The sequence below is a fragment of the Microbacterium rhizomatis genome (genome assembly GCF_008710745.1).
GTDB lineage: Bacteria > Actinomycetota > Actinomycetes > Actinomycetales > Microbacteriaceae > Microbacterium > Microbacterium rhizomatis.
Window position 1 is genome coordinate 1,197,119 of sequence record NZ_VYSA01000001.1, and the last position, 19,717, is coordinate 1,216,835.

General features: G+C 67.3%; 23 protein-coding genes. 4 read left to right on the plus strand and 19 right to left on the minus strand.

Features of this window, described 5'->3' with window-relative positions:
- Positions 1-130 precede the first annotated feature (130 nt).
- The 3 genes from F6B43_RS05740 to F6B43_RS19545 form a co-directional block, all read right to left on the minus strand.
- Positions 131-997 (minus strand): PP2C family protein-serine/threonine phosphatase, encoded by an 867-nt coding sequence (locus F6B43_RS05740; protein WP_150447879.1) that lies wholly within the window; start codon positions 995-997, stop codon positions 131-133.
- 101 nt (positions 998-1,098) lie between these two features.
- The gene (locus F6B43_RS05745; protein WP_150447880.1) at positions 1,099-2,073 is read right to left on the minus strand and encodes an aldo/keto reductase; all 975 of its coding nucleotides are present in this window, start codon (positions 2,071-2,073) and stop codon (positions 1,099-1,101) included.
- 74 nt (positions 2,074-2,147) lie between these two features.
- Positions 2,148-2,891, minus strand: coding sequence for a DUF5684 domain-containing protein (locus F6B43_RS19545; protein WP_170285566.1), 744 nt, complete (start codon positions 2,889-2,891; stop codon positions 2,148-2,150).
- A gap of 178 nt (positions 2,892-3,069) precedes the next feature.
- On the opposite strand from F6B43_RS19545, the gene F6B43_RS05755 reads away from it, so the two are divergent.
- Positions 3,070-3,552, plus strand: coding sequence for a DUF4282 domain-containing protein (locus F6B43_RS05755; protein WP_150447882.1), 483 nt, complete (start codon positions 3,070-3,072; stop codon positions 3,550-3,552).
- A 164-nt stretch (positions 3,553-3,716) separates the two neighbouring features.
- Here the strand turns inward: F6B43_RS05755 and F6B43_RS05760 are convergent, their stop codons facing one another.
- The 13 genes from F6B43_RS05760 to prmC form a co-directional block, all read right to left on the minus strand.
- A complete protein-coding gene (locus tag F6B43_RS05760; protein ID WP_150447883.1) occupies positions 3,717-4,466 on the minus strand; it encodes a YaaA family protein in 750 nt (249 codons plus the stop codon).
- A 92-nt stretch (positions 4,467-4,558) separates the two neighbouring features.
- On the minus strand, positions 4,559-4,819 hold the full coding sequence (locus tag F6B43_RS05765; protein ID WP_150447884.1) for a F0F1 ATP synthase subunit epsilon: 261 nt from the start codon (positions 4,817-4,819) through the stop codon (positions 4,559-4,561).
- A 1-nt stretch (position 4,820) separates the two neighbouring features.
- Positions 4,821-6,275 carry a F0F1 ATP synthase subunit beta gene (gene atpD, locus F6B43_RS05770; protein WP_150447885.1) on the minus strand — a complete coding sequence of 485 codons (1,455 nt, stop codon included), beginning with the start codon at positions 6,273-6,275 and terminating at the stop codon, positions 4,821-4,823.
- Positions 6,276-6,297: 22 nt separating this feature from the next.
- Positions 6,298-7,194 carry a F0F1 ATP synthase subunit gamma gene (locus F6B43_RS05775; RefSeq protein WP_150447886.1) on the minus strand — a complete coding sequence of 299 codons (897 nt, stop codon included), beginning with the start codon at positions 7,192-7,194 and terminating at the stop codon, positions 6,298-6,300.
- Between the two features lie 18 nt (positions 7,195-7,212).
- Positions 7,213-8,850 carry a F0F1 ATP synthase subunit alpha gene (gene atpA, locus F6B43_RS05780; RefSeq protein WP_150447887.1) on the minus strand — a complete coding sequence of 546 codons (1,638 nt, stop codon included), beginning with the start codon at positions 8,848-8,850 and terminating at the stop codon, positions 7,213-7,215.
- 66 nt (positions 8,851-8,916) lie between these two features.
- Positions 8,917-9,708, minus strand: a complete 792-nt coding sequence (locus tag F6B43_RS05785; protein WP_150447888.1) for a F0F1 ATP synthase subunit delta — start codon at positions 9,706-9,708, stop codon at positions 8,917-8,919.
- Positions 9,708-10,274 carry a F0F1 ATP synthase subunit B gene (locus F6B43_RS05790; protein ID WP_150447889.1) on the minus strand — a complete coding sequence of 189 codons (567 nt, stop codon included), beginning with the start codon at positions 10,272-10,274 and terminating at the stop codon, positions 9,708-9,710. The genes F6B43_RS05785 and F6B43_RS05790 overlap by 1 nt, the downstream gene beginning before the upstream one ends.
- Positions 10,275-10,302: 28 nt before the next feature.
- Complete coding sequence (atpE, locus tag F6B43_RS05795) at positions 10,303-10,539, minus strand: F0F1 ATP synthase subunit C (RefSeq protein ID WP_077050257.1); 237 nt, start codon at positions 10,537-10,539, stop codon at positions 10,303-10,305.
- Positions 10,540-10,578: 39 nt separating this feature from the next.
- The gene (gene atpB / locus F6B43_RS05800) at positions 10,579-11,394 is read right to left on the minus strand and encodes a F0F1 ATP synthase subunit A (RefSeq protein WP_170285597.1); all 816 of its coding nucleotides are present in this window, start codon (positions 11,392-11,394) and stop codon (positions 10,579-10,581) included.
- 134 nt (positions 11,395-11,528) lie between these two features.
- On the minus strand, positions 11,529-12,065 hold the full coding sequence (locus F6B43_RS05810) for a Cg1360 family ATP-synthase-associated protein (RefSeq protein WP_150447892.1): 537 nt from the start codon (positions 12,063-12,065) through the stop codon (positions 11,529-11,531).
- A complete protein-coding gene (locus F6B43_RS05815; RefSeq protein ID WP_150447893.1) occupies positions 12,062-13,222 on the minus strand; it encodes an MraY family glycosyltransferase in 1,161 nt (386 codons plus the stop codon). The genes F6B43_RS05810 and F6B43_RS05815 overlap by 4 nt, the downstream gene beginning before the upstream one ends.
- Positions 13,219-13,971: an L-threonylcarbamoyladenylate synthase gene (locus tag F6B43_RS05820; protein ID WP_150447894.1), complete on the minus strand. Its 753-nt coding sequence runs from the start codon at positions 13,969-13,971 to the stop codon at positions 13,219-13,221. Before F6B43_RS05820 ends, F6B43_RS05815 begins: the two co-directional genes overlap by 4 nt.
- A 35-nt stretch (positions 13,972-14,006) precedes the next feature.
- A complete protein-coding gene (gene prmC / locus F6B43_RS05825; protein ID WP_150447895.1) occupies positions 14,007-14,870 on the minus strand; it encodes a peptide chain release factor N(5)-glutamine methyltransferase in 864 nt (287 codons plus the stop codon).
- A gap of 207 nt (positions 14,871-15,077) precedes the next feature.
- Between prmC and F6B43_RS05830 the strand changes: the two genes are divergently transcribed.
- The 3 genes from F6B43_RS05830 (at position 15,078) to epsC (ending at position 16,940) form a co-directional block, all read left to right on the plus strand.
- On the plus strand, positions 15,078-15,329 hold the full coding sequence (locus tag F6B43_RS05830; protein WP_150447896.1) for a hypothetical protein: 252 nt from the start codon (positions 15,078-15,080) through the stop codon (positions 15,327-15,329).
- 99 nt (positions 15,330-15,428) lie between these two features.
- Positions 15,429-16,367 carry a cysteine synthase A gene (gene cysK, locus F6B43_RS05835; RefSeq protein ID WP_150447897.1) on the plus strand — a complete coding sequence of 313 codons (939 nt, stop codon included), beginning with the start codon at positions 15,429-15,431 and terminating at the stop codon, positions 16,365-16,367.
- Positions 16,368-16,370: 3 nt separating this feature from the next.
- Complete coding sequence (epsC, locus tag F6B43_RS05840; RefSeq protein WP_150447898.1) at positions 16,371-16,940, plus strand: serine O-acetyltransferase EpsC; 570 nt, start codon at positions 16,371-16,373, stop codon at positions 16,938-16,940.
- 7 nt (positions 16,941-16,947) lie between these two features.
- Here epsC and F6B43_RS05845 read toward each other — a convergent pair whose 3' ends face one another.
- The 3 genes from F6B43_RS05845 to prfA all read right to left on the minus strand — a co-directional run bounded on the left by F6B43_RS05845 (position 16,948) and on the right by prfA (position 19,684).
- Positions 16,948-17,346: a hypothetical protein gene (locus F6B43_RS05845; protein WP_150447899.1), complete on the minus strand. Its 399-nt coding sequence runs from the start codon at positions 17,344-17,346 to the stop codon at positions 16,948-16,950.
- A 118-nt stretch (positions 17,347-17,464) separates the two neighbouring features.
- Positions 17,465-18,445, minus strand: coding sequence for a hypothetical protein (locus F6B43_RS05850; RefSeq protein WP_150447900.1), 981 nt, complete (start codon positions 18,443-18,445; stop codon positions 17,465-17,467).
- 159 nt (positions 18,446-18,604) lie between these two features.
- Positions 18,605-19,684: a peptide chain release factor 1 gene (gene prfA / locus F6B43_RS05855; RefSeq protein ID WP_150448453.1), complete on the minus strand. Its 1,080-nt coding sequence runs from the start codon at positions 19,682-19,684 to the stop codon at positions 18,605-18,607.
- Between the last annotated feature and the right edge of the window lie 33 nt (positions 19,685-19,717).

Here is a 19,717-nt window from a genome sequence, read left to right on the forward strand (position 1 = left end):
GAGCCGGCGGTCTCGCCCAGGCCCGAGTCGCCGGAGGCGGCGAGAGGGGTCGATGCGAGAGCATCCCCCGATTCAACCGGTCGCGCGCCCTGCCGAGACCGCACGGGCACGAAACTGTGGACGCGCGAGCTCAGTCGGCGGCTGGGGAGGAGGCGACGCCGCCAGCGATCGTGGTCGTGGGCGCCGTGACGGCCGCATCCTGATCGAAGACGGATGCCTCACCCGCCGCCCCTCGGAGACGGGCATTCAACACGATGATCGTGACGTTGTCGCGGCCACCGTTCTCCAGCGCGGCATCGAGCATCGCCTCGACCGCCGCGGCCGGATCATCGTGCTCGCCCAGGAAGTGCTGGATCCCGTAATCGGTCAGCTCTTTGGTGAGCCCATCCGAGCAGATCACGAAGCGATCGCCGTCGAGCACGTCGAGCCGCACGTAGTCCGGGGTGACGCCGTCGCTCGGCCCCACGGCGCGCGTGATCACATTGCCGTAGGGGTGGTTCTCCGCTTCCTCCGGACTCAACCGCCCGGCCGCGATGAGCTCCTGCACGACCGAGTGGTCGGTGGTGATCTGCACGATCGAGTCGTCGCGCGAGAGGTAGACGCGTGAGTCGCCGATGTTGAGGGTGACCCAGTGCGGCACGGGGCCGCTCACGTCGAGGTACACACCGGTCACCGTGGTGCCGGTGCCGTCGTCGGTCGTCTCGGGATGGGAGGCGATGTCTTTCACCGCACGGGAGAGGGCCTTCTCGATCGCCTTCGCCGAGACGTTCCCGGCCTCGGCGACGGGGCGCAGCCGGTCCACCGTGCTCGCGCTGGCGATCTCACCGCCGATATGGCCGCCCATTCCGTCCGCGACGACGAAGAGTGGATACTCGGCGAGAACCGCGTCCTGGTTGGCCTCACGTCGTCGGCCCGTGTCGGTGACCTCGGCCCAGCGGAGTTCGATGTCACCACTGGCCGTCGCGACGATCTGGGATCGGGTGGACACCTCGGGCACGCCCTCATCCTCCCGCTCGCGGTCAGTTTCCGCGCGCACGACAGTGCGCGACGTGCTCATCCTAGTGGACGGCTCCTCGCTCGCCCGGGCGGGTGCCGCGCTCAGGCGGCCGGATCGGCCGGGAGAGGGAAGATGGCGTCGATGGCCGCGAGGTCGTCGGCGGTCGGCGACCAGCCCCGCGCGGCCTCCGCATTCGCTGTGACCTGCTCGGGCGACGTCGCACCCGCGATCACACTCGAGATCGGGTCCTGGGCGAGCAGCCATCCGAATGTCGCGGTGAGCATCGTGATCCCGCGTTGGTTGCAGAAGCGCTGATACTCCTCCAGAGCATCCCAGGGAGCATCCCGCCACAGATGCGGTCGCTGAGCCATGATGCGGCTGCCTTCTGGACCGCCGTCGCGGGTGAACTTGCCGGTCAGAAGCCCGTTGTACAGCGGGAAGTACGGGAAGAAACCGAGCCCGAAGCGGCGCGCCGCCGGCAGAACCTCACGCTCAGCGCCTCGCGCAAGCAGCGAGTAGTGGTTCTGCGCAGACACGAAACGGCTGCCGCGGGATGCAGCGGCGTCGGCCTCGGCGAGCTGCCACCCGGCGAGGTTCGAGTGGCCGTAGTACCGGATCTTGCCGTCGCGCACGAGATCGTCCAGCGCCGCGATCGTCTCGTCGATCGGTGTGCCGGGATCGGGCGTGTGCAGCTGATAGAGGTCGATCCAGTCGGTCTGAAGCCGGGCGAGAGATGCCTCGACCGCAACCCGGATGTACGACCGCGACCCTTTCGCCCCGGCGCTCGGGTAGCCCATGTCTCGACCGGAGTGCCCGAACTTCGTCGCGAGCACGACGCGGTCGCGTTTCCCGGCGAGGGCGGAACCCATGAGGCTCTCGCTGAGCCCCGGTTCGGCCCCGTACATGTCGGCCGTGTCGAAAAAGGTGACGCCGGCGTCGATCGCGGCGTCGATCACCTCCATCGTGCCCTCGAGCGTCTCGGTGCGAGTGCCGGGCCTGCCGAAGTTATTGCAGCCGAGACCGACCGATGAGACGAGGAGTCCGGATGCTCCGACCCGGCGAGTATGCGATGTCACCCCTCCACGCTAACCCCCGCGATGCAACACGAAGAGCCCCTCGCCGGGGCGAGGGGCTCTTCGTGCACACGAGGTCAGATCCGCGGAGCGTCCGGATCGACCGGCGGAGCCGCGGGCGGCTCAGGAGCGGTGGGCGGGGTCGCCGCAGGAGGCGTGCTCGGCGGAGTTGCCGGCGGCGGGACCGGAGCGCCTGCCGGCGGTGCCGGCGGGGTGTAGCCGGCGGGCGGAGCCGGGGGTGCCTGATACCCGGCAGGCGGCGGCGGGTAGGCACCCGGAGCCGGCTGGGTGACGGGGTTGGCGGGGTAACCGCCCGCGGGCGCCTGTACGGGCACGCCCTGCCACACTGTCTTGTCGGCGAGGAAGTTGGTCGCCCACGGCGCTGCCGGGATGGCGGTGTTCCAGCGCGACTTGTCGAACGCGTTGATGCCGAGCCAGACGATCGAGAGGAAGAAGTAGAGGATGAGCCAGACGGCCTCCTTCTGCAGCTTCAGGCCCACCCGCCATGCGGCGAGAAGCGTATAGACGAACGCGGCGAGCAGGATGAGCTGGCCGAGCACCGGAATCCAGCTCAGGACGGCGCCGGCGCCCCACAGGATCAGCAGCCACCACGGGTTCAGATCGCCGAGCTTCACGAAGATCAGGGTGTTGTACACGGGCACCCAGGCACGCCAGCGGCCCTGCACTCCCGCCTTGTCGAAGATCTTCATCAGGAACCACGAGGTGAGCAGGTATCCCGCGAGCGCGAAGATCAGGAGGAACGGCAGAAAGATGAGCCACGCGACGGCATATGCAACGCCCGGGTCGGTGTAGTCGGACATGAGGTCCCCTCAGAAACTGTCGTCGATGCTCGCATGGGCATCGGGGGGTCACGGCGACCCACGGACCACATGCTAGCGAGCCGGATGCCTCGCTGTCTGCCACCGCGTCGTAACGCGCCGGTGCGTGTCGTTTCGCTAGCCTGACCACAGACAGAGACCCCGATCGAAGGACATTCCGATGAGCGACACCACTCCCCCCACCACACCTGTGCCGCCCGTTCCCGCACAACCCGCGGCGGAAGCCGCCCGGCAGCCGACGCCGGCCGCGTACGATGCGGCGACCGACCCTGACGACACCGGGGTCCCCAGCGCGCTGGAGGCCGATCCGGCCGACATCGGGCGCGGATTCTTCCGCGCGCTGTTCGATCTCTCGTTCCGCACCTTCATCACGCGACGTCTGGCGAGCGTCTTCTACCTGGTCGGACTGATCGCCATCGCGATCGGTTTCATCGTGTACTTCGTGCAGGGCATCGTCGGCGGAATCGCCGCGCTCTGGTACAACCCCGGCGCAGGGATCTCGCTCCTCATCGTGACGATCATCATCGTGCCGCTCGTGACCTTCCTGGCGATCGTCGTGCTGCGATTCCTCATCGAAGCGATCGTCGCCCTGATCGCGATCGCCGAGAACACCGAACGCACCGCCGAGAACACGCGCCGCTGACCTCGCCGAACCCTCGCCGAACCCTCCCCGAACCCTCGCGAGACCGTATGGGAGCAACGAGACCGTAGCGAAAACCTGCGGTCTCGTCGCTCCCATACGGTTTCGCGGTTCGCCGGGGGGCGCCGGGCGGGCGGGGGCGTGGGGCGGGGGGCGGGGGGCGGGGGTCAGACGAGCAGGTCGAGCTCGCCGGAGGCGCCCGGACGCAGGACGATGCCCGCCCCGTCGGCCCAGCGCAGGAGTGCGGGGAGCGACGCGACGCGCGGACGCTCCTCGGCCAGGCGACGAACGAGAGCGCCCTTCGCGTGCTTATTGAAGTGGTTGAGCGCGCGCGTGACCCCATCGGACGACTCCGACACCACCCGCACGTAGATCGAGCGGAGCGAGTCCGGCACGGGTCCGAGTGCGACATACGCCTCAGAACGCAGATCGAGCACGAAATCGGGTCGCGCCTCCGCGAGGGCGGCGCTCACCGCATCCGACCACAGCGCCCGCAGGGCCGGGATGCCGGGAATCGACGCCGACGCACCGAGTCGGTAGGCCGGGATCCGGTCCATCGCCCCGATCGGCCCGAACGGGGCGGAGTGGATCAGGACATGGTGGGCGAGCCAGCGGCGGGCGGCGCCGTCGAGGGATGCAGCATCCACGGCGTCATAGAGCACGCCGGTGTACCGATCCACGGCGGGCATCGTCGCCGAGTCGCGCAGGCGGGCGTTCGCGGCCACCTCGTGACGCTGCGTAGGCCCGAGTTTGAGCACCCGCGCCGCGTGATCCTCGTCGGCGGAGAGCGCGACGAGCGCGTCGATGACGGTCTCGCGCTGTGGAGCGAGAGTGGGCAGACTCAGCCCCCCGACGGCCAGCGGAGTACGCGCGCCCCCGGCGCGCTTCGTTTCGGAAGGGGGAAGCAGGATCAGCACGAGGGACCCATCGGAAAGGAGAACCGACCGAGACGAGGAGATTCCGGGGAATGGTCCTGTCTCGGTCGGTTGCGCTCAGATCGAGAGAGACGTCAGGCGACGAGAGCCGCGTTTCCCGCGACGATGGTCAGATCGTCGTTCTCCATCGACAGGAAGCCGTCTTGAGCGTTTGCGAGGATCTTCGAGCCGTCGGCGCGCGTGATGCGCACCTGACCCTCAGCCAGGATCGCCAGGATCGGCTCGTGACCGGCCATGAGGCCGATCTCGCCCTCGACGGTCTTGGCGACCACGAGGGTGGCCTCTCCCGTCCAGACCTCGGCGTCTGCCGAGACCAGGCTCACGTGGAGCGGCATGTCAGCCGTTCTCCTTCTGGATCTGCGCCCACTTCTCTTCCACGTCGCCGATGCCGCCGACGTTGAAGAAGGCCTGCTCGGCCACGTGGTCGAAGTCGCCCTTGACGATCGCGTCGAACGACTCGATCGTCTCCTTGATCGGGACCGTGGAGCCCTCGACGCCGGTGAACTTCTTCGCCATGTAGGTGTTCTGGGAGAGGAACTGCTGGATGCGGCGAGCGCGCGAGACGACGATCTTGTCTTCTTCGGACAGCTCGTCGACGCCGAGGATCGCGATGATCTCCTGCAGTTCCTTGTTCTTCTGCAGGATCTGCTTCACGTTCGTCGCGACCCGGTAGTGATCGGCGCCGATGTAGCGCGGATCGAGGATCCGGCTCGTGGAGGTCAGCGGGTCGACGGCCGGGTACAGGCCCTTCGACGCGATCTCGCGCGAGAGCTCGGTGGTCGCGTCGAGGTGCGCGAACGTGGTCGCCGGGGCCGGGTCGGTGTAGTCGTCGGCCGGGACGTAGATCGCCTGCAGCGACGTGATGGAGTGACCGCGGGTCGAGGTGATGCGCTCCTGGAGCACACCCATCTCGTCAGCGAGGTTGGGCTGGTAGCCCACGGCGGAGGGCATGCGACCGAGCAGGGTCGAGACCTCGGAGCCGGCCTGCGTGAAACGGAAGATGTTGTCGATGAAGAGCAGCACGTCCTGCTTCTGCACGTCGCGGAAGTACTCCGCCATCGTCAGGGCCGACAGAGCCACGCGGAGGCGGGTTCCCGGCGGCTCGTCCATCTGCCCGAACACGAGCGCGGTCTTGTCGAAGACGCCCGCCTCTTCCATCTCGTGGATGAGGTCGTTGCCCTCACGTGTGCGCTCACCGACGCCGGCGAACACCGACACACCACCGTGGTCCTGCGCGACGCGCTGGATCATCTCCTGGATGAGGACGGTCTTACCCACACCCGCGCCGCCGAACAGGCCGATCTTTCCACCGAGCACGTACGGCGTCAGCAGGTCGATGACCTTGATGCCGGTCTCGAACATCTGCGTCTTGGACTCGAGCTGGTCGAAGTTGGGGGCCTTGCGGTGGATCGGCCAGCGCTCGGTGATCTCGATCGTCTCGCCGGGCTCGGCGTTGAGGACCTCGCCGATGACGTTGAAGACCTTGCCCTTGGTGACGTCGCCGACCGGAACGGTGATCTGGTCACCGGTGTCGCGCACCTCCTGCCCGCGGACCATGCCGTCCGTGGGCTTCAGCGAGATCGCGCGGACGAGGTCGTCGCCGAGGTGCTGGGCGACCTCGAGGGTGATCTCGTTCGACTCGCCGTCGATCGTGATCGTGGTCTTAAGCGCGTTGTAGATGTCGGGGATCGAGTCGTGCGGGAACTCGATGTCGACGACCGGACCGGTGACGCGAGCCACGCGGCCGACGGCCGTGGTCTCGGCCGTCTCGGCGGGAGCGATGAGAGTCATTGTTCTGTCTTTCGGTTGAGGTCTATTTGCCCGACGAGAGCGCGTCGGCGCCGCCGACGATCTCGGCGATCTGCTGTGTGATCTCGGCCTGCCGCGCGTTGTTGCGCAGGCGCGTGTAGTCGGTGATGAGCTTGTCGGCGTTGTCGCTGGCCGACTTCATGGCCTTCTGCGTCGCGGCGTGCTTGGCGGCCGACGACTGCAGAAGAGCGTTGAAGACGCGGCTCTGGATGTACACCGGAAGCAGCGCGTCCAGGACCGTCTCGGCATCCGGCTCGAACTCGTACAGCGGATACACCTGGGCCGAGGCGGTCGTCTCGGCTTCGACGACCTCGAGCGGGAGCAGGCGGACCTGCTCGGGCGACTGGGTCATCATGCTGACGAAGCGGTTGTACACGAGGTGGATCTCGTCGACGCCACCGTCTTCGCCGCCTCGGTCATAGGCATCCAGGAGTACGTCGGCGATCTCTTCCGCCGTGCGGAAGTGCGGCGTATCGGTGTCGCCCGTCCATTCGGCGGCACTCGGCATACGGCGGAACTGGAAGTACCCCACCGCCTTGCGTCCGACCAGGTAGAACGTGACCTCTTTGCCCTGCGAGCGCAGCAGTTCGGAGAGCTCGAGGCCCTCGCGCATGATCTGCGAATTGAACGCTCCGGCGAGGCCGCGGTCGGAGGCGAAGATCACGACGGCCGAGCGCCGGATGACCTCGCGCTCCCGGGTGAGCGGGTGCTCGACGTTCGAGTGGGTGGCGACCGCCGAGACCGCGCGGGTCACGGCGCGCGCGAACGGAGAGGACGCGCGCACGCGCGCCATCGCCTTCTGGATCCGCGACGCGGCGATGAGCTCCATCGCCTTCGTGATCTTCTTGGTGGTCTGAGCAGTGTTGATCTTCTGCTTGTAGACCCGCAGTTGTGCGCCCATGGTTCAGTCCTCGGCTGCCTAGCGGCGGCCCTTGACGATCTTCTCCTGGTTGATGTCGTCGGCATCCGCCGCTGCGACCTCCTGGCGCCCGGGAGCGTCGATCGCCTGGTCGGCGCCGGCCTGGAACTCGAGGAGGAACTCGTCGGTCTTCTTGGCCAGCTCTGCGGCGGTGTCGTCGTCGAGCACGTTCGTGTCGCGAAGCGTGTCGAGGATCGTCGTGTTGCGGCGCAGGTAGTCCAGCAGCTCGCGCTCGAACCGCAGCACGTCCTCGACCTCGATCGTGTCGAGCTTGCCGTTGGTGCCGGCCCAGATCGAGACGACCTGCTCCTCCACCGGGTAGGGCGAGTACTGCGGCTGCTTGAGCAGCTCGGTCAGACGCGCACCGCGCGAGAGCTGACGGCGGGACGCGGCATCCAGGTCGCTGGCGAACATCGCGAACGCCTCGAGCGAGCGATACTGCGCGAGCTCGAGCTTCAAGGTGCCCGAGACCTTCTTGATCGACTTCACCTGGGCGTCACCGCCGACGCGCGACACCGAGATGCCGACGTCGACAGCGGGGCGCTGGTTGGAGTTGAACAGGTCGGACTGCAGGAAGATCTGGCCGTCGGTGATCGAGATCACGTTGGTCGGGATGTACGCCGAGACGTCGTTGGCCTTGGTCTCGATGATCGGCAGACCCGTCATCGACCCGGCACCGAGCTCGTCGGAGAGCTTCGCGCAACGCTCCAGAAGGCGCGAGTGCAGGTAGAAGACGTCACCCGGGTACGCCTCGCGGCCCGGCGGACGGCGCAGCAGCAGCGAAACGGCACGGTAGGCCTCCGCCTGCTTGGTCAGGTCGTCGAAGATGATCAGGACGTGCTTGCCGTCGTACATCCAGTGCTGGCCGATGGCCGAGCCGGTGTACGGGGCCAGGTACTTGAAGCCCGCGGGATCGGATGCCGGTGCCGCGACGATCGTCGTGTACTCCAGCGCGCCGGCGTCTTCCAGTGCGCCCTTCACGGCCGCGATCGTCGAGCCCTTCTGGCCGATCGCGACGTAGATGCAGCGGACCTGCTTGCCTGGGTCGCCCGACTCCCAGTTGGACTTCTGGTTGATGATCGTGTCGATCGCGATCGCGGTCTTGCCGGTCTGGCGGTCGCCGATGATCAGCTGGCGCTGACCACGACCGACGGGGATCATGGCGTCGATCGCCTTGATGCCGGTCTGCAGCGGCTCGTGCACCGACTTGCGCTGCATGACGCCCGGGGCCTGCAGCTCGAGGGCACGGCGGCCCTCGGTCGCCACGGGGCCGAGACCGTCGATCGGGTTGCCGAGCGGGTCGACGACGCGACCCAGGTAGCCGTCGCCGACGGCGACGGAAAGCACCTCGCCGGTGCGGGTGACCTCCTGGCCGGCCTCGATCCCGGAGAATTCACCGAGGACGACGACGCCGATCTCGTGCTCGTCGAGGTTCAGGGCGAGGCCCTGGGTGCCGTCGGCGAAGTTCACGAGCTCGTTGGCCATGACGCCGGGGAGTCCTTCGACGTGGGCGATGCCGTCGGCCGCGTCGATGACTGTGCCGACCTCCGTGGCCGCTGGGCCCGTGGGCTCGTACGCGGCGACGAAATCCTTCAGCGCGTCACGGATGACGTCGGGGCTGATCGATAGTTCTGCCATTGTCTTCCTTCGTTCGGTGGGGACGAGGCCCCGAATACTCCGCCCCTGCGGGGCGGGAAGTCTGTGTCAGCCCGCCAGTCGCTGGCGGAGGTCGGCGAGACGCGACGAAACGCTCGCGTCGATCACGTCGTCGGCGATCTGCACCCGCAGCCCGCCGACGACCGTGGGGTCGATCACCGAGTTGAGCGAGACGCGCGTGCCGTACTTCTTCGCGAGGGCCGCACCCAGCCGCTCGATCTGGGCGTCGTTGAGCGGCGCCGCCGAGACGACTGTGGCGACCTTGCGGTCACGCTGGTCGGCCACGGCCTGCATCGCCCACGTCAGGAGCTGACGCACGCGCCGCTCACCCGCCTGACGAACGATCGAGCTCACGATGAGGGTCGTCGCGTCGCTCGCCCGGCCGCTCAGGAGCGTCTCGACGAGAGCGCCCTTCGCGGCGGAATCGCCACGACGGCTGCCGAGTGCGAGCTCGAGTTCAGGGTTGCCCGCCACTGTGCGAGAGAACCGGAACAGCTCCTCCTCGATGTCGGCGTCCGGAGCGGCGATCGCCGCGGCGCGCATCGCGACCTCGTTGATCCCCTCCACCAGATCCGATGCGGACGACCAGCGCTGTTCGACGATGATCGTCAACAGCGACAGGGCGGTGGGCGAAACGGCGCTGCCGAAGATGTCGGCGATCACCTGTGCCCTGGCAGCCGCCGGTGCGGCCGAGTCGGCGAGCGCGCCGCTCAGATGCGTCGAGTCTCCGATGGCACGCCCGGCGGCGAACAGCTCGCCGGCGACCTGGAGATCCACAGCCGTGGCGGCGTCCAGCACCGTCGCCGCTGCCGCCCGCGCCTGAGTGGTCGCGCTGCCCATCAGTTCGTCGCCTTCTGTGCTGCGGTCTCGGATGCTTCCAGCTCGGCCAGGAACCTGTCGACGACGGCCTGAGCCTTCTTGTCGTCGGAGAGGGTCTCGCCGATCACTCCACCCGCCAGGTCGAGCGCCAGTGTGCCCACTTCGCTGCGGAGCGACACGAGCGCGGTCTGGCGTTCGGCTTCGATCTGCGTGTGCGCGGTCGCGGTGAGGCGCGAAGCCTCGGCGGTGGCCGCATCCTTCGCCTCTGCGACGATCTTCTTGCCGTCCTCGCGGGCTGCTTCGCGGATCTCGCCGGCCTCCTTGCGCGCTTCGGCCAGCTGGGCGGTGTACTCCTCGAGTGCCGCCTCGGCCTTGCGCTGCGCCTCGTCCGCCTTGGCGATGTTGCCCTCGATGGCCGCGGAGCGGTCGTCCAGCAGCTTCTTCATGCGAGGCAGCGCGACTCGCCAGAAGATGAAGAGGATGACGACGAAGCACACCGCCGACCACACGATGTCGTAGACGGCGGGCAGCAGCGGGTTCGGCGCCGCCTCGCCTTCGGCGGCGAATGTGACAAGAGCGTTCAGCATCCTGTCTCCTTACGTCGTGTGGTGGGTATCAGAAGCCGAAGATGAAGCCGGTGGCGATGCCGATGAAGGCGAGCGCCTCGGTGAACGCGATACCGATGAACATCAGGACCTGGAGGCGGCCGGCGAGCTCGGGCTGACGAGCCACACCCTCGATCGTCTTGCCGACGACGATGCCGACGCCGATAGCGGGGCCGATGGCGGCGAGACCGTATCCGACGGTCGCGATGCTGCCGGTGACCTGCGCGAGAACCGTAGTTGCATCCACGGGATTTTCCTTTCGTTGTGGGCGGCTGACGCCGGCCCGCTAGTGCTCGTCTGCGACAGCGAGCTGAATGTAGACCGCTGTCAGGATTGCGAAGACATATGCCTGGAGGAAGGCCACCAGGATTTCGAACAGGGTGAAGGCGAAACCGAAGGCGAGAGTTCCGACACCGAGCAGAGACCAGAAACCGCTCAGACCGAAGATGAAGAACTGCGTCGCGGCGAAGAACAGCACGAGCATGAGGTGCCCGACGATCATGTTCATCAGCAGTCGGAGCGTGAGCGTGACGGGCCGGATGATGAAGGTCGACAGGAACTCGAGCGGGATGATGAGGATGTACAGGAACCACGGCAGGCCCGGGGGCATCAGCGAGTTCTTGAAGAAATTGCCGGGGCTCTTCTTGATGCCGGCGTAGATGAACGTGACGTAAGACACGATCGCCAGCAGCAGCGGGACGGCGATGACGCTCGTTCCTGCGATGTTCATGAACGGGATGATGCCCGTGAGGTTCATGAACAGGATCATGAAGAACATCGTCGTGAGGATCGGCAGGAAGCGATCGCCGTCCTTCTTGCCGAGGAGGTCGTGCGCGATGTTGACCCGGACGAAGTCAAGCCCCATCTCGACGAGGCTCTGGAAACGCCCCGGCACGATGCGCATGCGTCGGGTCCCGAGCCAGAAGATGAGCACGACGGCGATCGTGGCGATGATCTGGATCACATTGATCCGAGTCATCTCGAACCAGGTGCCCTCGAAGAGGATGGCGTCGGGGAAGAATTCCGAGATCGACGGCGCGTGGAATCCGCTATCGTCCGATTCGGCGGCAATGGCGATCAGGCTCGCGGCTTGAGTAAACAGCGCTGGCTCCAGCTTCGGGGCTCCGGCGTTAACCGATGCGACGATGGTCGATGAGAGTCACTCCGCAAATTGCTCGGGTCGAGCAGGCGGGCGCACCCCCTACCCTAGCAAACTCGCGGGTGCGGAAAATCCGTTCAGACCCCTTTATTGTCTCGACGTCGAGATAAAGGTGCCTCATCGTCCGCAACTTCCGTCGGCAGTGAGATATCGCTGACGTGCGGAACGCGCATCCGGGTGAGAACCACCACATCGACGACGAGCGACGCGACGATACTGGCGACCACGGCGACGAAGAAGACCGTCGTGTCGACCCACGGCTGACCACGCAGCACGATCAGCACGACGATGAAGACGACGAACTTGAGGATCCATCCACCCAGCACGATTCCGAAGAACACCGGCACGTAGAGAGCGTCACCGTACCAGCGGTTGGCGATCAGGATGCTGGCACCGGTGATCGCGAGGAACACCGCCGCGAGGAGCACTCCGGCCAGGGCGCTCCACAGACCGTTCGGGCCGGCGACGAGGAAGCCGACCACCGCGCCGACGACCGCGAGCGCGCCGGTGACGCCCGCCGACCACACCAGAGTGGTGCGAAGGATCGGTGTGCTCGAGATCCTCGCTCCCGGGTTCGCGGGGGCCGGAGCATCCGGCGTCGGGGGCGTGCTCATGAAGACTCCTTCAGGGCGGATTCGGGCGCCTGGACGGTCGGCCGGGCGGGGAGCAGGGTGACGACGAGGCATGCGCCGGCGCCGACGATTCCGAAGACGACGCCGATCCAGTACTGGCCGAACCAGTCCTGGCGCGTGCCGAGGTACATCAACAGGACGGAAAGACCGATCACAGCCGCCCATGCGTAGAAGATCAGAACCGAGGTGCGGTCGGAGTGGCCCATGTCGAGCATCCGGTGATGGAGGTGCTTGCGATCGGGAGAGAAGGGCGACTTGCCCGCACGCACGCGTCGGAGGACCGCGAGCCCGAAGTCCAGGAGCGGAAGCAGGACGACGACGATGGGCAGCAGAATCGGGATGAAGGCACCGACCAGCTGCGAGCGGCCGATCTGGTTCGGATCGAGGACAGCGGGCGGGAACTGGCCGGTGATGGCGATCGCAGAGCACGCCATGAGCAGACCCAGCATGAGCGCACCGGAGTCGCCCATGAAGAGCTTGGCGGGGCTCCAGTTCAGCGGGAGGAATCCGAGGCAGGCACCGACCAAGACGGCGGCGATGAAAGACGACAGGTTGAAGTACGTGCTCGAGCCCGTGTCGCGCACCAGAAGGTACGAATAGGCGAAGAAGATCGCGTTGGCGATCAGGCACACCCCGGCCACCAGGCCGTCGAGTCCGTCGATGAAATTCACGGCGTTCATCACCACGACGATCGAGATCACCGTGATCGCGATGCCCACCCCGCTCGAGAACCCGGTGTACCCCCCGATCGGAAGGTAATAGATCTGCAGGCCGCCGAACCACGCGACGATTCCCGCCGCGATGAACTGCGCCGCGAGCTTGATCATCCAGTCCAGGTCCCACAGGTCGTCGGCGACGCCGATCGCGACGATGATGAGGGTCGCGACGAGGATCGACAGCACAGCGGAGGGATCTTCCCAGAAGATCGAGAAGAAGGAATTGCGCGAGGACACGACGAAGGCCGCCACCACCGCAAGGAACATCGCGATCCCGCCGAGGCGCGGAGTGGGCATCTTGTGCACGTCGCGCTCACGGATGCCCGGGTACAGCTTGTATCTGAGGCTCAGCTGCCACACCGCCCACGACAGCACGAGAGTGATCGTCGCCGTCAGCAGGATCGTGAAGACGTACTGCTTCACTCGGGCGCACCCTCGACGGCCTGTTGCGCGGCTGAATCGTCCTGGGCTGCGGCTGCGTCGTCGGCCGCAGCCTGGATGCGAGGATCGGGCTCGAGCAGGTCGCCCAGGACGCGGGCCAGGGCCACGCGGTCGATCGCCCCCTCGCGCAACACGCGCACGATCGGGTTCGGGACATCGCCGACCAGCTCGGTGGCGTCGATGATCGTCGACGAGATGCCGCTGCGCGATGGACCGCCGTCGAGGTACACGGCCACCGATTCGCCCAGCATCGCCTCCGCGTCGTGCACGAGAACGGCGGCCGGCTGGCCGGTGAGGTTCGCGCTGGACACCGCGAGCGGGCCCGTGTCCTCCAGCAGTTCGAGTGTGAGGCGGTGGTCGGGCATGCGCACCGCGACAGTGCCGTGCGTGTCGCCGAGGTCCCACGAGAGCGAGGGCTGAGCGGGGAGCACGATCGTCAGACCACCGGGCCAGAACGCCTCGATCAGCCGCTCGACCGGCTCGGGTACCTCGGCCACGAGTGCGCGGAGCGTTGTGACGCCTGCCACGAGCACCGGTGGGGGCGACTGGCGCCCACGGCCCTTCGCATCCAGCAGCGCCTGCACGGCGCGCGGGTTGAACGCGTCGGCAGCGATGCCGTACACGGTGTCGGTCGGCAGCACGACGAGATCACCGCGCCCGATCGCCTGACGCGCCTGCCTCATTCCGGGTAGCAGCTGTGCCTCGTCGCGGCAGTCGAATACGGCAGACATATCGGCCCCAGTCTACGTCGGGGGCGCGGATGCTCTCACGGATGCAGCGCCGTGGTCGCCCTGTCGCGCATGGTCAGATCGGGGTGCGTCGCGGCGGCGCGCCATCCATCCGCAGTGAGGATGTCGCGGATCTGCGCACCCTGCCATTCACCGTGCTCGATCACCAGCAGCCCGCCGGGGTGCGCAAGACGCAGACCGACCCTGCTGAGCACCCGTACGACATCCAGTCCGTCGGCGCCGCCGTAGAGCGCCACCGGCGGGTCGAAGAGGCGGACCTCCGGATCGCGCGGGATGGCAGCATCCGGAACATAGGGAGGATTCGACACGACCACCGATACCGTGCCGTCGAGCTCGGGGAATGCGCGCTCGAGATCGATGAAAGCCAGATGCGCGTTCTCGGCGCCCACCCGGACGAAGTTCTCTTTCGTCCAGGCGAACGCGTCGACCGAGTTCTCGGCGGCGAAGACCCGCGCTCGAGGCACCTCGGTCGCCAGTGCGAGCGCGATCGCGCCGCTCCCCGTACCGAGGTCGACGGCGATGGGAGAAGGGGATGCGGCGGCCGCGAGCGCGTCGATAGCGAACTGCGCGACGATCTCGGTCTCGGGTCGCGGCACGAACACCCCCGGTCCGACCCGGAGTTCGAGGTGCCGGAACGGGGCCACCCCGGTCAGGTGCTGAAGCGGCTCGCGCGCCGCACGGCGCGCCACCAGCTCTTCGAGGTTCGCCGCCTGCGCGGCGTCGACCCGGTCGCCCCGGATGGCGCCGGCCTGAACTGCTCCGCGCCGGACGCCCAGCACATGGGCGGCGAGCAGCTCTGCGTCGACCTGCGGATCGGATATGCCGGCCGCGGCCAGCCGATCAACGCAGCGGTGGAGGGCCTCAGAAAGAAGCAACGCGATTCCTAGCGATCGAGGCGCGCCAGAGATAGACGAGCGCGGGCTGCCAGCCTATCTCGCCGCGCCCACACTCACGATCGAGCGTGCGGCCATTTTGATATTCCTATATATTGGTTTGACAGCGCGCCATCGACGCTGAGGGAAGACATGAGAAACGGGAAGTCAAGAATGAGAAGACTCGGAAGAACACTGTCAGCTTCAGCTGTTGCGGTGCTCCTCGCCGCAGGTATTTCGCTGGCGGGCGCAGGAGCGGCGAATGCGGCGGGGGGATGCGTCGAATACCGCACCAACGGCGGAGACCTGACGGCGTTCTGCACCGGAACCCCCACGATCAGGTGGGAATGCTCTGCCGACCCGTCTCGAACGGTGTACGCGCGAACACTCGTCTACGGCCCGGGCTTCGCCTCGCAGAAGTTCCGCGTGTGCGACCTCGGATCCCCGCGCCTCATCAGGGCCACCTAGGGGCAACGAGACGAGCCGCAAGTCACACAGCCCCGACGGGGGGTCCACTCGCCTAGGCTGGATCGGCGTCCTGCAGACCGTCTCCCGAAAGGCCCTCCCATGTCCGGCATCCACTCCGACATCACCAGCGCATTCGGCAATACTCCGCTCGTCAAGCTGAACCGTGTCACCGCTGGCCTGGGGGCGACGGTCCTGGCGAAGCTCGAGTTCTACAACCCGGTCTCGAGCGTCAAGGACCGCCTCGGGATCGCGATCGTGGACGCAGCGGAAGCCTCCGGCGAGCTGAAGCCCGGCGGCACGATCGTCGAATCCACGAGCGGCAACACGGGCATCGCGCTCGCGATGGTCGGCGCGGCGCGCGGCTACAAGGTGATCCTGACCATGCCGGCGTCGATGTCGAAGGAACGGCGCCTCCTGCTCAGAGCCTTCGGCGCCGAGCTCGTGCTCACCGACCCGACGAAGGGGATGTCGGAGGCGGTGAGCATCGCGAAGCAGATCGTCGCCGATACCCCCGGAGCGATCTGGGCGCGGCAGTTCGAGAACGAGGCGAACCCCGCCATCCACCGCAAGACCACCGCAGAAGAGATCTGGCGCGACACCGACGGCAAGGTCGACATCTTCATCGCGGGAGTGGGCACCGGCGGCACCATCACGGGCGTCGGCCAGGTGCTCAAGGAACGCAACCCGGATGTGCAGATCATCGCGGTCGAGCCCAAGGACTCACCCGTGTTGAGCGAAGGGCACCCCGGGCCGCACAAGATCCAGGGCATCGGGCCGAACTTCGTCCCCGCGATCCTCGACCGCAGCATCCTCGACGAAGTCATCGCCGTCGAATTCGACGACGCCATCCGCGTGGCGCGTCAGGTCGCGACCGACGAGGGCATCCTCGTGGGCATGTCCAGCGGCGCGGCGATCTGGGCGGCTCTGCAGGTCGCGGCGCGGCCTGAGAACGCGGGCAAGAACATCGTCGTGATCGTGCCGTCGGCCGGAGAGCGCTACCTCAGCACCGCCCTGTACGAGCACCTGCGGGAGGACTGATCGATGCGGCCCTCGGCACGGATCCGCGAGGACATCGCAGCAGCGAAGCTCCGCGACCCCGCAGCACGCTCCTCGATCGAGCTCGCTCTGCTGTACCCGGGGCTACACGCCATCTGGGCGCACCGCGTCTGGCACGCGCTCTGGGTGCGCGGGTTCCGGTTCGCCGCTCGTGCGGGGTCGCAGGTCACTCGCTGGATGACCGGGATCGAGATCCACCCGGGCGCGACGATCGGGCGCAGGTTCTTCATCGACCACGGCATGGGCGTGGTGATCGGCGAGACCGCCGAGGTGGGTGACGACGTGATGCTGTACCACGGCGTCACGCTCGGCGGCCGTCAAAGAGAAGGCGGCAAACGCCACCCCACGCTCGGCGATCGCGTGGCGGTCGGCGCCGGTGCCAAGGTGCTGGGCCCCATCACGATCGGTTCCGACACGGTGATCGGTGCGAACGCCGTTGTCACACGGGATGCCCCGGCCGACAGCATCCTCGTCGGGGTCCCGGCGAAGCCGCGCACCAGACGCGAGGGGATCGACACGCGCGCGTTGCTCACCGCCCCCGAATACATCATCTGAGGCGCCGTCAGGACCTCGCGTCGCTGACTTTCTTCTTGATGAACAGGGGCGGCAGCAGCCAGGTCGCCAGCGCCGTCACCAGCCAGACGATCACCGGCGCGAGCACCCACGAGATCGCATTCGATATGCCGATACCGGCGCCGGGGATGAGCACGACGACGACGATCGCCACGAACGTCGAAATGATGCCGATGCCGCCGAGCATCGCGGGAGCATGACGCCGTGTCACTTTGAAGACCCACGGAGCGAGCACGCTCTGGATGACGGCGAAGATCACGACGGCGAGCACGAATCCCCACCAGTCGCTCCAATCGATGCGGAAGCCGGGCAGGATCAGGTCGGCGGCGATGAGGCCGAGTGCGGCCGAGACGATGAAGATCGCGGCGCGGATGAGGAACGTGATCACGTGTGGATCATATCGGCATGCTCTTCGCCCGCTCCAAACCCGCTCCCCCGGCGTGACACGCCCTTCGACGCGGCCTGGATGGGCGTGTCGCGTCGGGTGAGCGGGCCCGGAGAGGGCGTCATCGACGCGCCCGCAGTGCGGTGCTGGCGCGAAGAAGGAACGCAGCGGGATCCGCGAAGACATCGGCGCGGGTGACCCGGACGACGCGCCACCCGAGCGCCGCCAGGGCGTCATGCTTACGGATGTCGCGGTTCCAGGTCGTCGGGTCCGTCCGATGATGGTCGCCCTCGTACTCGAGCGCGACCTTGACGTCCGGGTAGGCGCCGTCGAGGCAGCCGACGAACGTGCCGTCGGCGTCGTAGACATCGTGATCGAGGATGGGTTCGGGCATACCCGCATCCACCACGAGGCATCGCATCCATGTCTCTGGCCGGGAGGACGACCCCGTCCGCACTCGGGGCAATGCCTCTCTGAGCAGCGGCTTACCGATCCGACGTCCCGCGATCAGGGCTGCCTCGAGCGCGACCAGAGTCGTCAACGGCGGCTTCATCAGCTTGTCGAAGCCGCCCGGCATCCTCGGGATCCGGACGAAGTAGTCGCCGATCGCGACGAGGTCGTACAGGGTGCGCAGCTCTGCGGCCAGCGACGCCCAGGTCGTCGCCGGACTGGCGACCGGTAGCCGGTGATCCGGATGAATGGCGACACGCGTCAAGTGCGGCTGTGTCTCGTGCGCACGCACTCCCGCGGAACGCACCAACCGCTGGGGCGCCAGCACGGCAACATGCGGACGCTCGTCGGACAGCAGCGGAACCGGAGCGCCCCAGATCACGGCGGCGGTCGAGTGGGTGAAGAACTCACCGGGACCCATCCGTTGCGCATACTGCCGAGCGGCACGAATAATGCGGCGACGCTGCTGCTCGTGCGGCGACGCCGCCTCGAGGTCATCGACGTCTCCCGACGTCGGGAGACGAGAGCGCACGCCGTGGAACGGCTTCTCCAGGTCGCTCCCGCGCAGACGCTTCTGACTGACCCCCTTCGCGCGAGCGAGATGGACGGGGAACATGTCACCCAGGTCTTCAGGGAGATCGTGCCGCGGCATCCCTGAAACCTGCCACAGGGCCCGCACAAGTGCAGGAGTTCTCCACAGGGGGAGGACTCGGCGATCCGCTCACCTGTCACGACACGCCCGGCGGCGCGCCGTGCGAGGGCGTGTTGCGACAGGTGAGCGTCCTGCGGGGCCGGTGAGGGGCGCAGCGGGTCAGGAGTCCGCGCCGAGCGCCGCCAGACGCTCCTCTTCGTCGGCGGCGATGCACGACTCGATGATCGGGTCGAGCGCGCCGTCCATCACCTGGTCGAGGTTGTACGCCTTGTACCCGGTGCGGTGATCCGCGATGCGGTTCTCGGGGAAGTTGTACGTGCGGATGCGCTCGGATCGGTCCATCCCGCGGATCTGCGACTTGCGGGCGTCGGAGGCCACGGCATCCCGCTCCTCCTGCTGCTTCGCGAGCAGGCGGGCGCGAAGAACGCGCATGCCCGCCTCGCGGTTCTGCAGCTGGCTCTTCTCGTTCTGCATCGACACGACGATCCCCGTGGGTACGTGGGTGATGCGCACGGCCGAATCGGTCGTGTTGACGGACTGGCCGCCGGGGCCGGAGGATCGGAAGACATCGATCTTGAGATCGTTCGGGTTGATCTCGACCTCGTCGGGCTCGTCCACCTCCGGGAAGACGAGAACGCCCGTCGTGGACGTATGGATCCGCCCCTGCGACTCGGTGGCCGGCACACGCTGCACGCGGTGCACGCCGCCCTCGTACTTGAGGTGCGCCCACACGCCCTGCGCGGGGTCGGCGGATGATCCCTTGATCGCGACCTGCACGTCCTTGTATCCGCCGAGGTCGGACTCCGTCCGCTCCAGGAGCTCGGTCTTCCAGCCCTTCGACGCCGCGTACTGCAGGTACATCCGCAGGAGGTCGGCCGCGAACAGCGCACTCTCGGCGCCACCCTCGCCGCCCTTGATCTCCATGATCACGTCCCGCGCGTCGTCGGGGTCGCGCGGGATCAGCAGGCGCCGCAGACGCTCCTGCGTCGTGGCGACCCGCTCCTCGAGCCCCGGGATCTCTTCCGCGAATGCGTCGTCCTCACGGGCGAGCTCGCGCGCGGCTTCGAGATCATCGGATGCTGCGACCCACGCGTCATTGGCCGCCACGATGCGAGACAGCTCTGCGTAGCGGCGGTTGACGCGCTTCGCGCGCGCCGCGTCTGCGTGCACCGCAGGATCGGAAAGCTCCTCCTGGACGGCCTTGTGCTCTTCGATCAGTCCGCGAACGGATTCGAACATGCCGGAGTCGGACACGATGGGTGGCTCCCGCCA

Excerpts from the sequence above, each read along its gene's own strand:
- epsC (WP_150447898.1), top strand. The coding sequence starts at position 16,371 with ATGCGGCCCTCGGCACGGATCCGCGAGGACATCGCAGCAGCGAAGCTC.
- F6B43_RS19545 (WP_170285566.1), bottom strand. The coding sequence starts at position 2,891 with ATGTCCGACTACACCGACCCGGGCGTTGCATATGCCGTCGCGTGGCTC.
- F6B43_RS05820 (WP_150447894.1), bottom strand. The coding sequence starts at position 13,971 with ATGTCTGCCGTATTCGACTGCCGCGACGAGGCACAGCTGCTACCCGGA.
- F6B43_RS05850 (WP_150447900.1), bottom strand. The coding sequence starts at position 18,445 with ATGCCGCGGCACGATCTCCCTGAAGACCTGGGTGACATGTTCCCCGTC.
- F6B43_RS05810 (WP_150447892.1), bottom strand. The coding sequence starts at position 12,065 with ATGAGCACGCCCCCGACGCCGGATGCTCCGGCCCCCGCGAACCCGGGA.
- F6B43_RS05765 (WP_150447884.1), bottom strand. The coding sequence starts at position 4,819 with ATGCCGCTCCACGTGAGCCTGGTCTCGGCAGACGCCGAGGTCTGGACG.
- F6B43_RS05785 (WP_150447888.1), bottom strand. The coding sequence starts at position 9,708 with ATGGGCAGCGCGACCACTCAGGCGCGGGCGGCAGCGGCGACGGTGCTG.
- F6B43_RS05790 (WP_150447889.1), bottom strand. The coding sequence starts at position 10,274 with ATGCTGAACGCTCTTGTCACATTCGCCGCCGAAGGCGAGGCGGCGCCG.
- atpA (WP_150447887.1), bottom strand. The coding sequence starts at position 8,850 with ATGGCAGAACTATCGATCAGCCCCGACGTCATCCGTGACGCGCTGAAG.
- atpD (WP_150447885.1), bottom strand. The coding sequence starts at position 6,275 with ATGACTCTCATCGCTCCCGCCGAGACGGCCGAGACCACGGCCGTCGGC.
- cysK (WP_150447897.1), top strand. The coding sequence starts at position 15,429 with ATGTCCGGCATCCACTCCGACATCACCAGCGCATTCGGCAATACTCCG.
- prfA (WP_150448453.1), bottom strand. The coding sequence starts at position 19,684 with ATGTTCGAATCCGTTCGCGGACTGATCGAAGAGCACAAGGCCGTCCAG.
- F6B43_RS05775 (WP_150447886.1), bottom strand. The coding sequence starts at position 7,194 with ATGGGCGCACAACTGCGGGTCTACAAGCAGAAGATCAACACTGCTCAG.
- F6B43_RS05755 (WP_150447882.1), top strand. The coding sequence starts at position 3,070 with ATGAGCGACACCACTCCCCCCACCACACCTGTGCCGCCCGTTCCCGCA.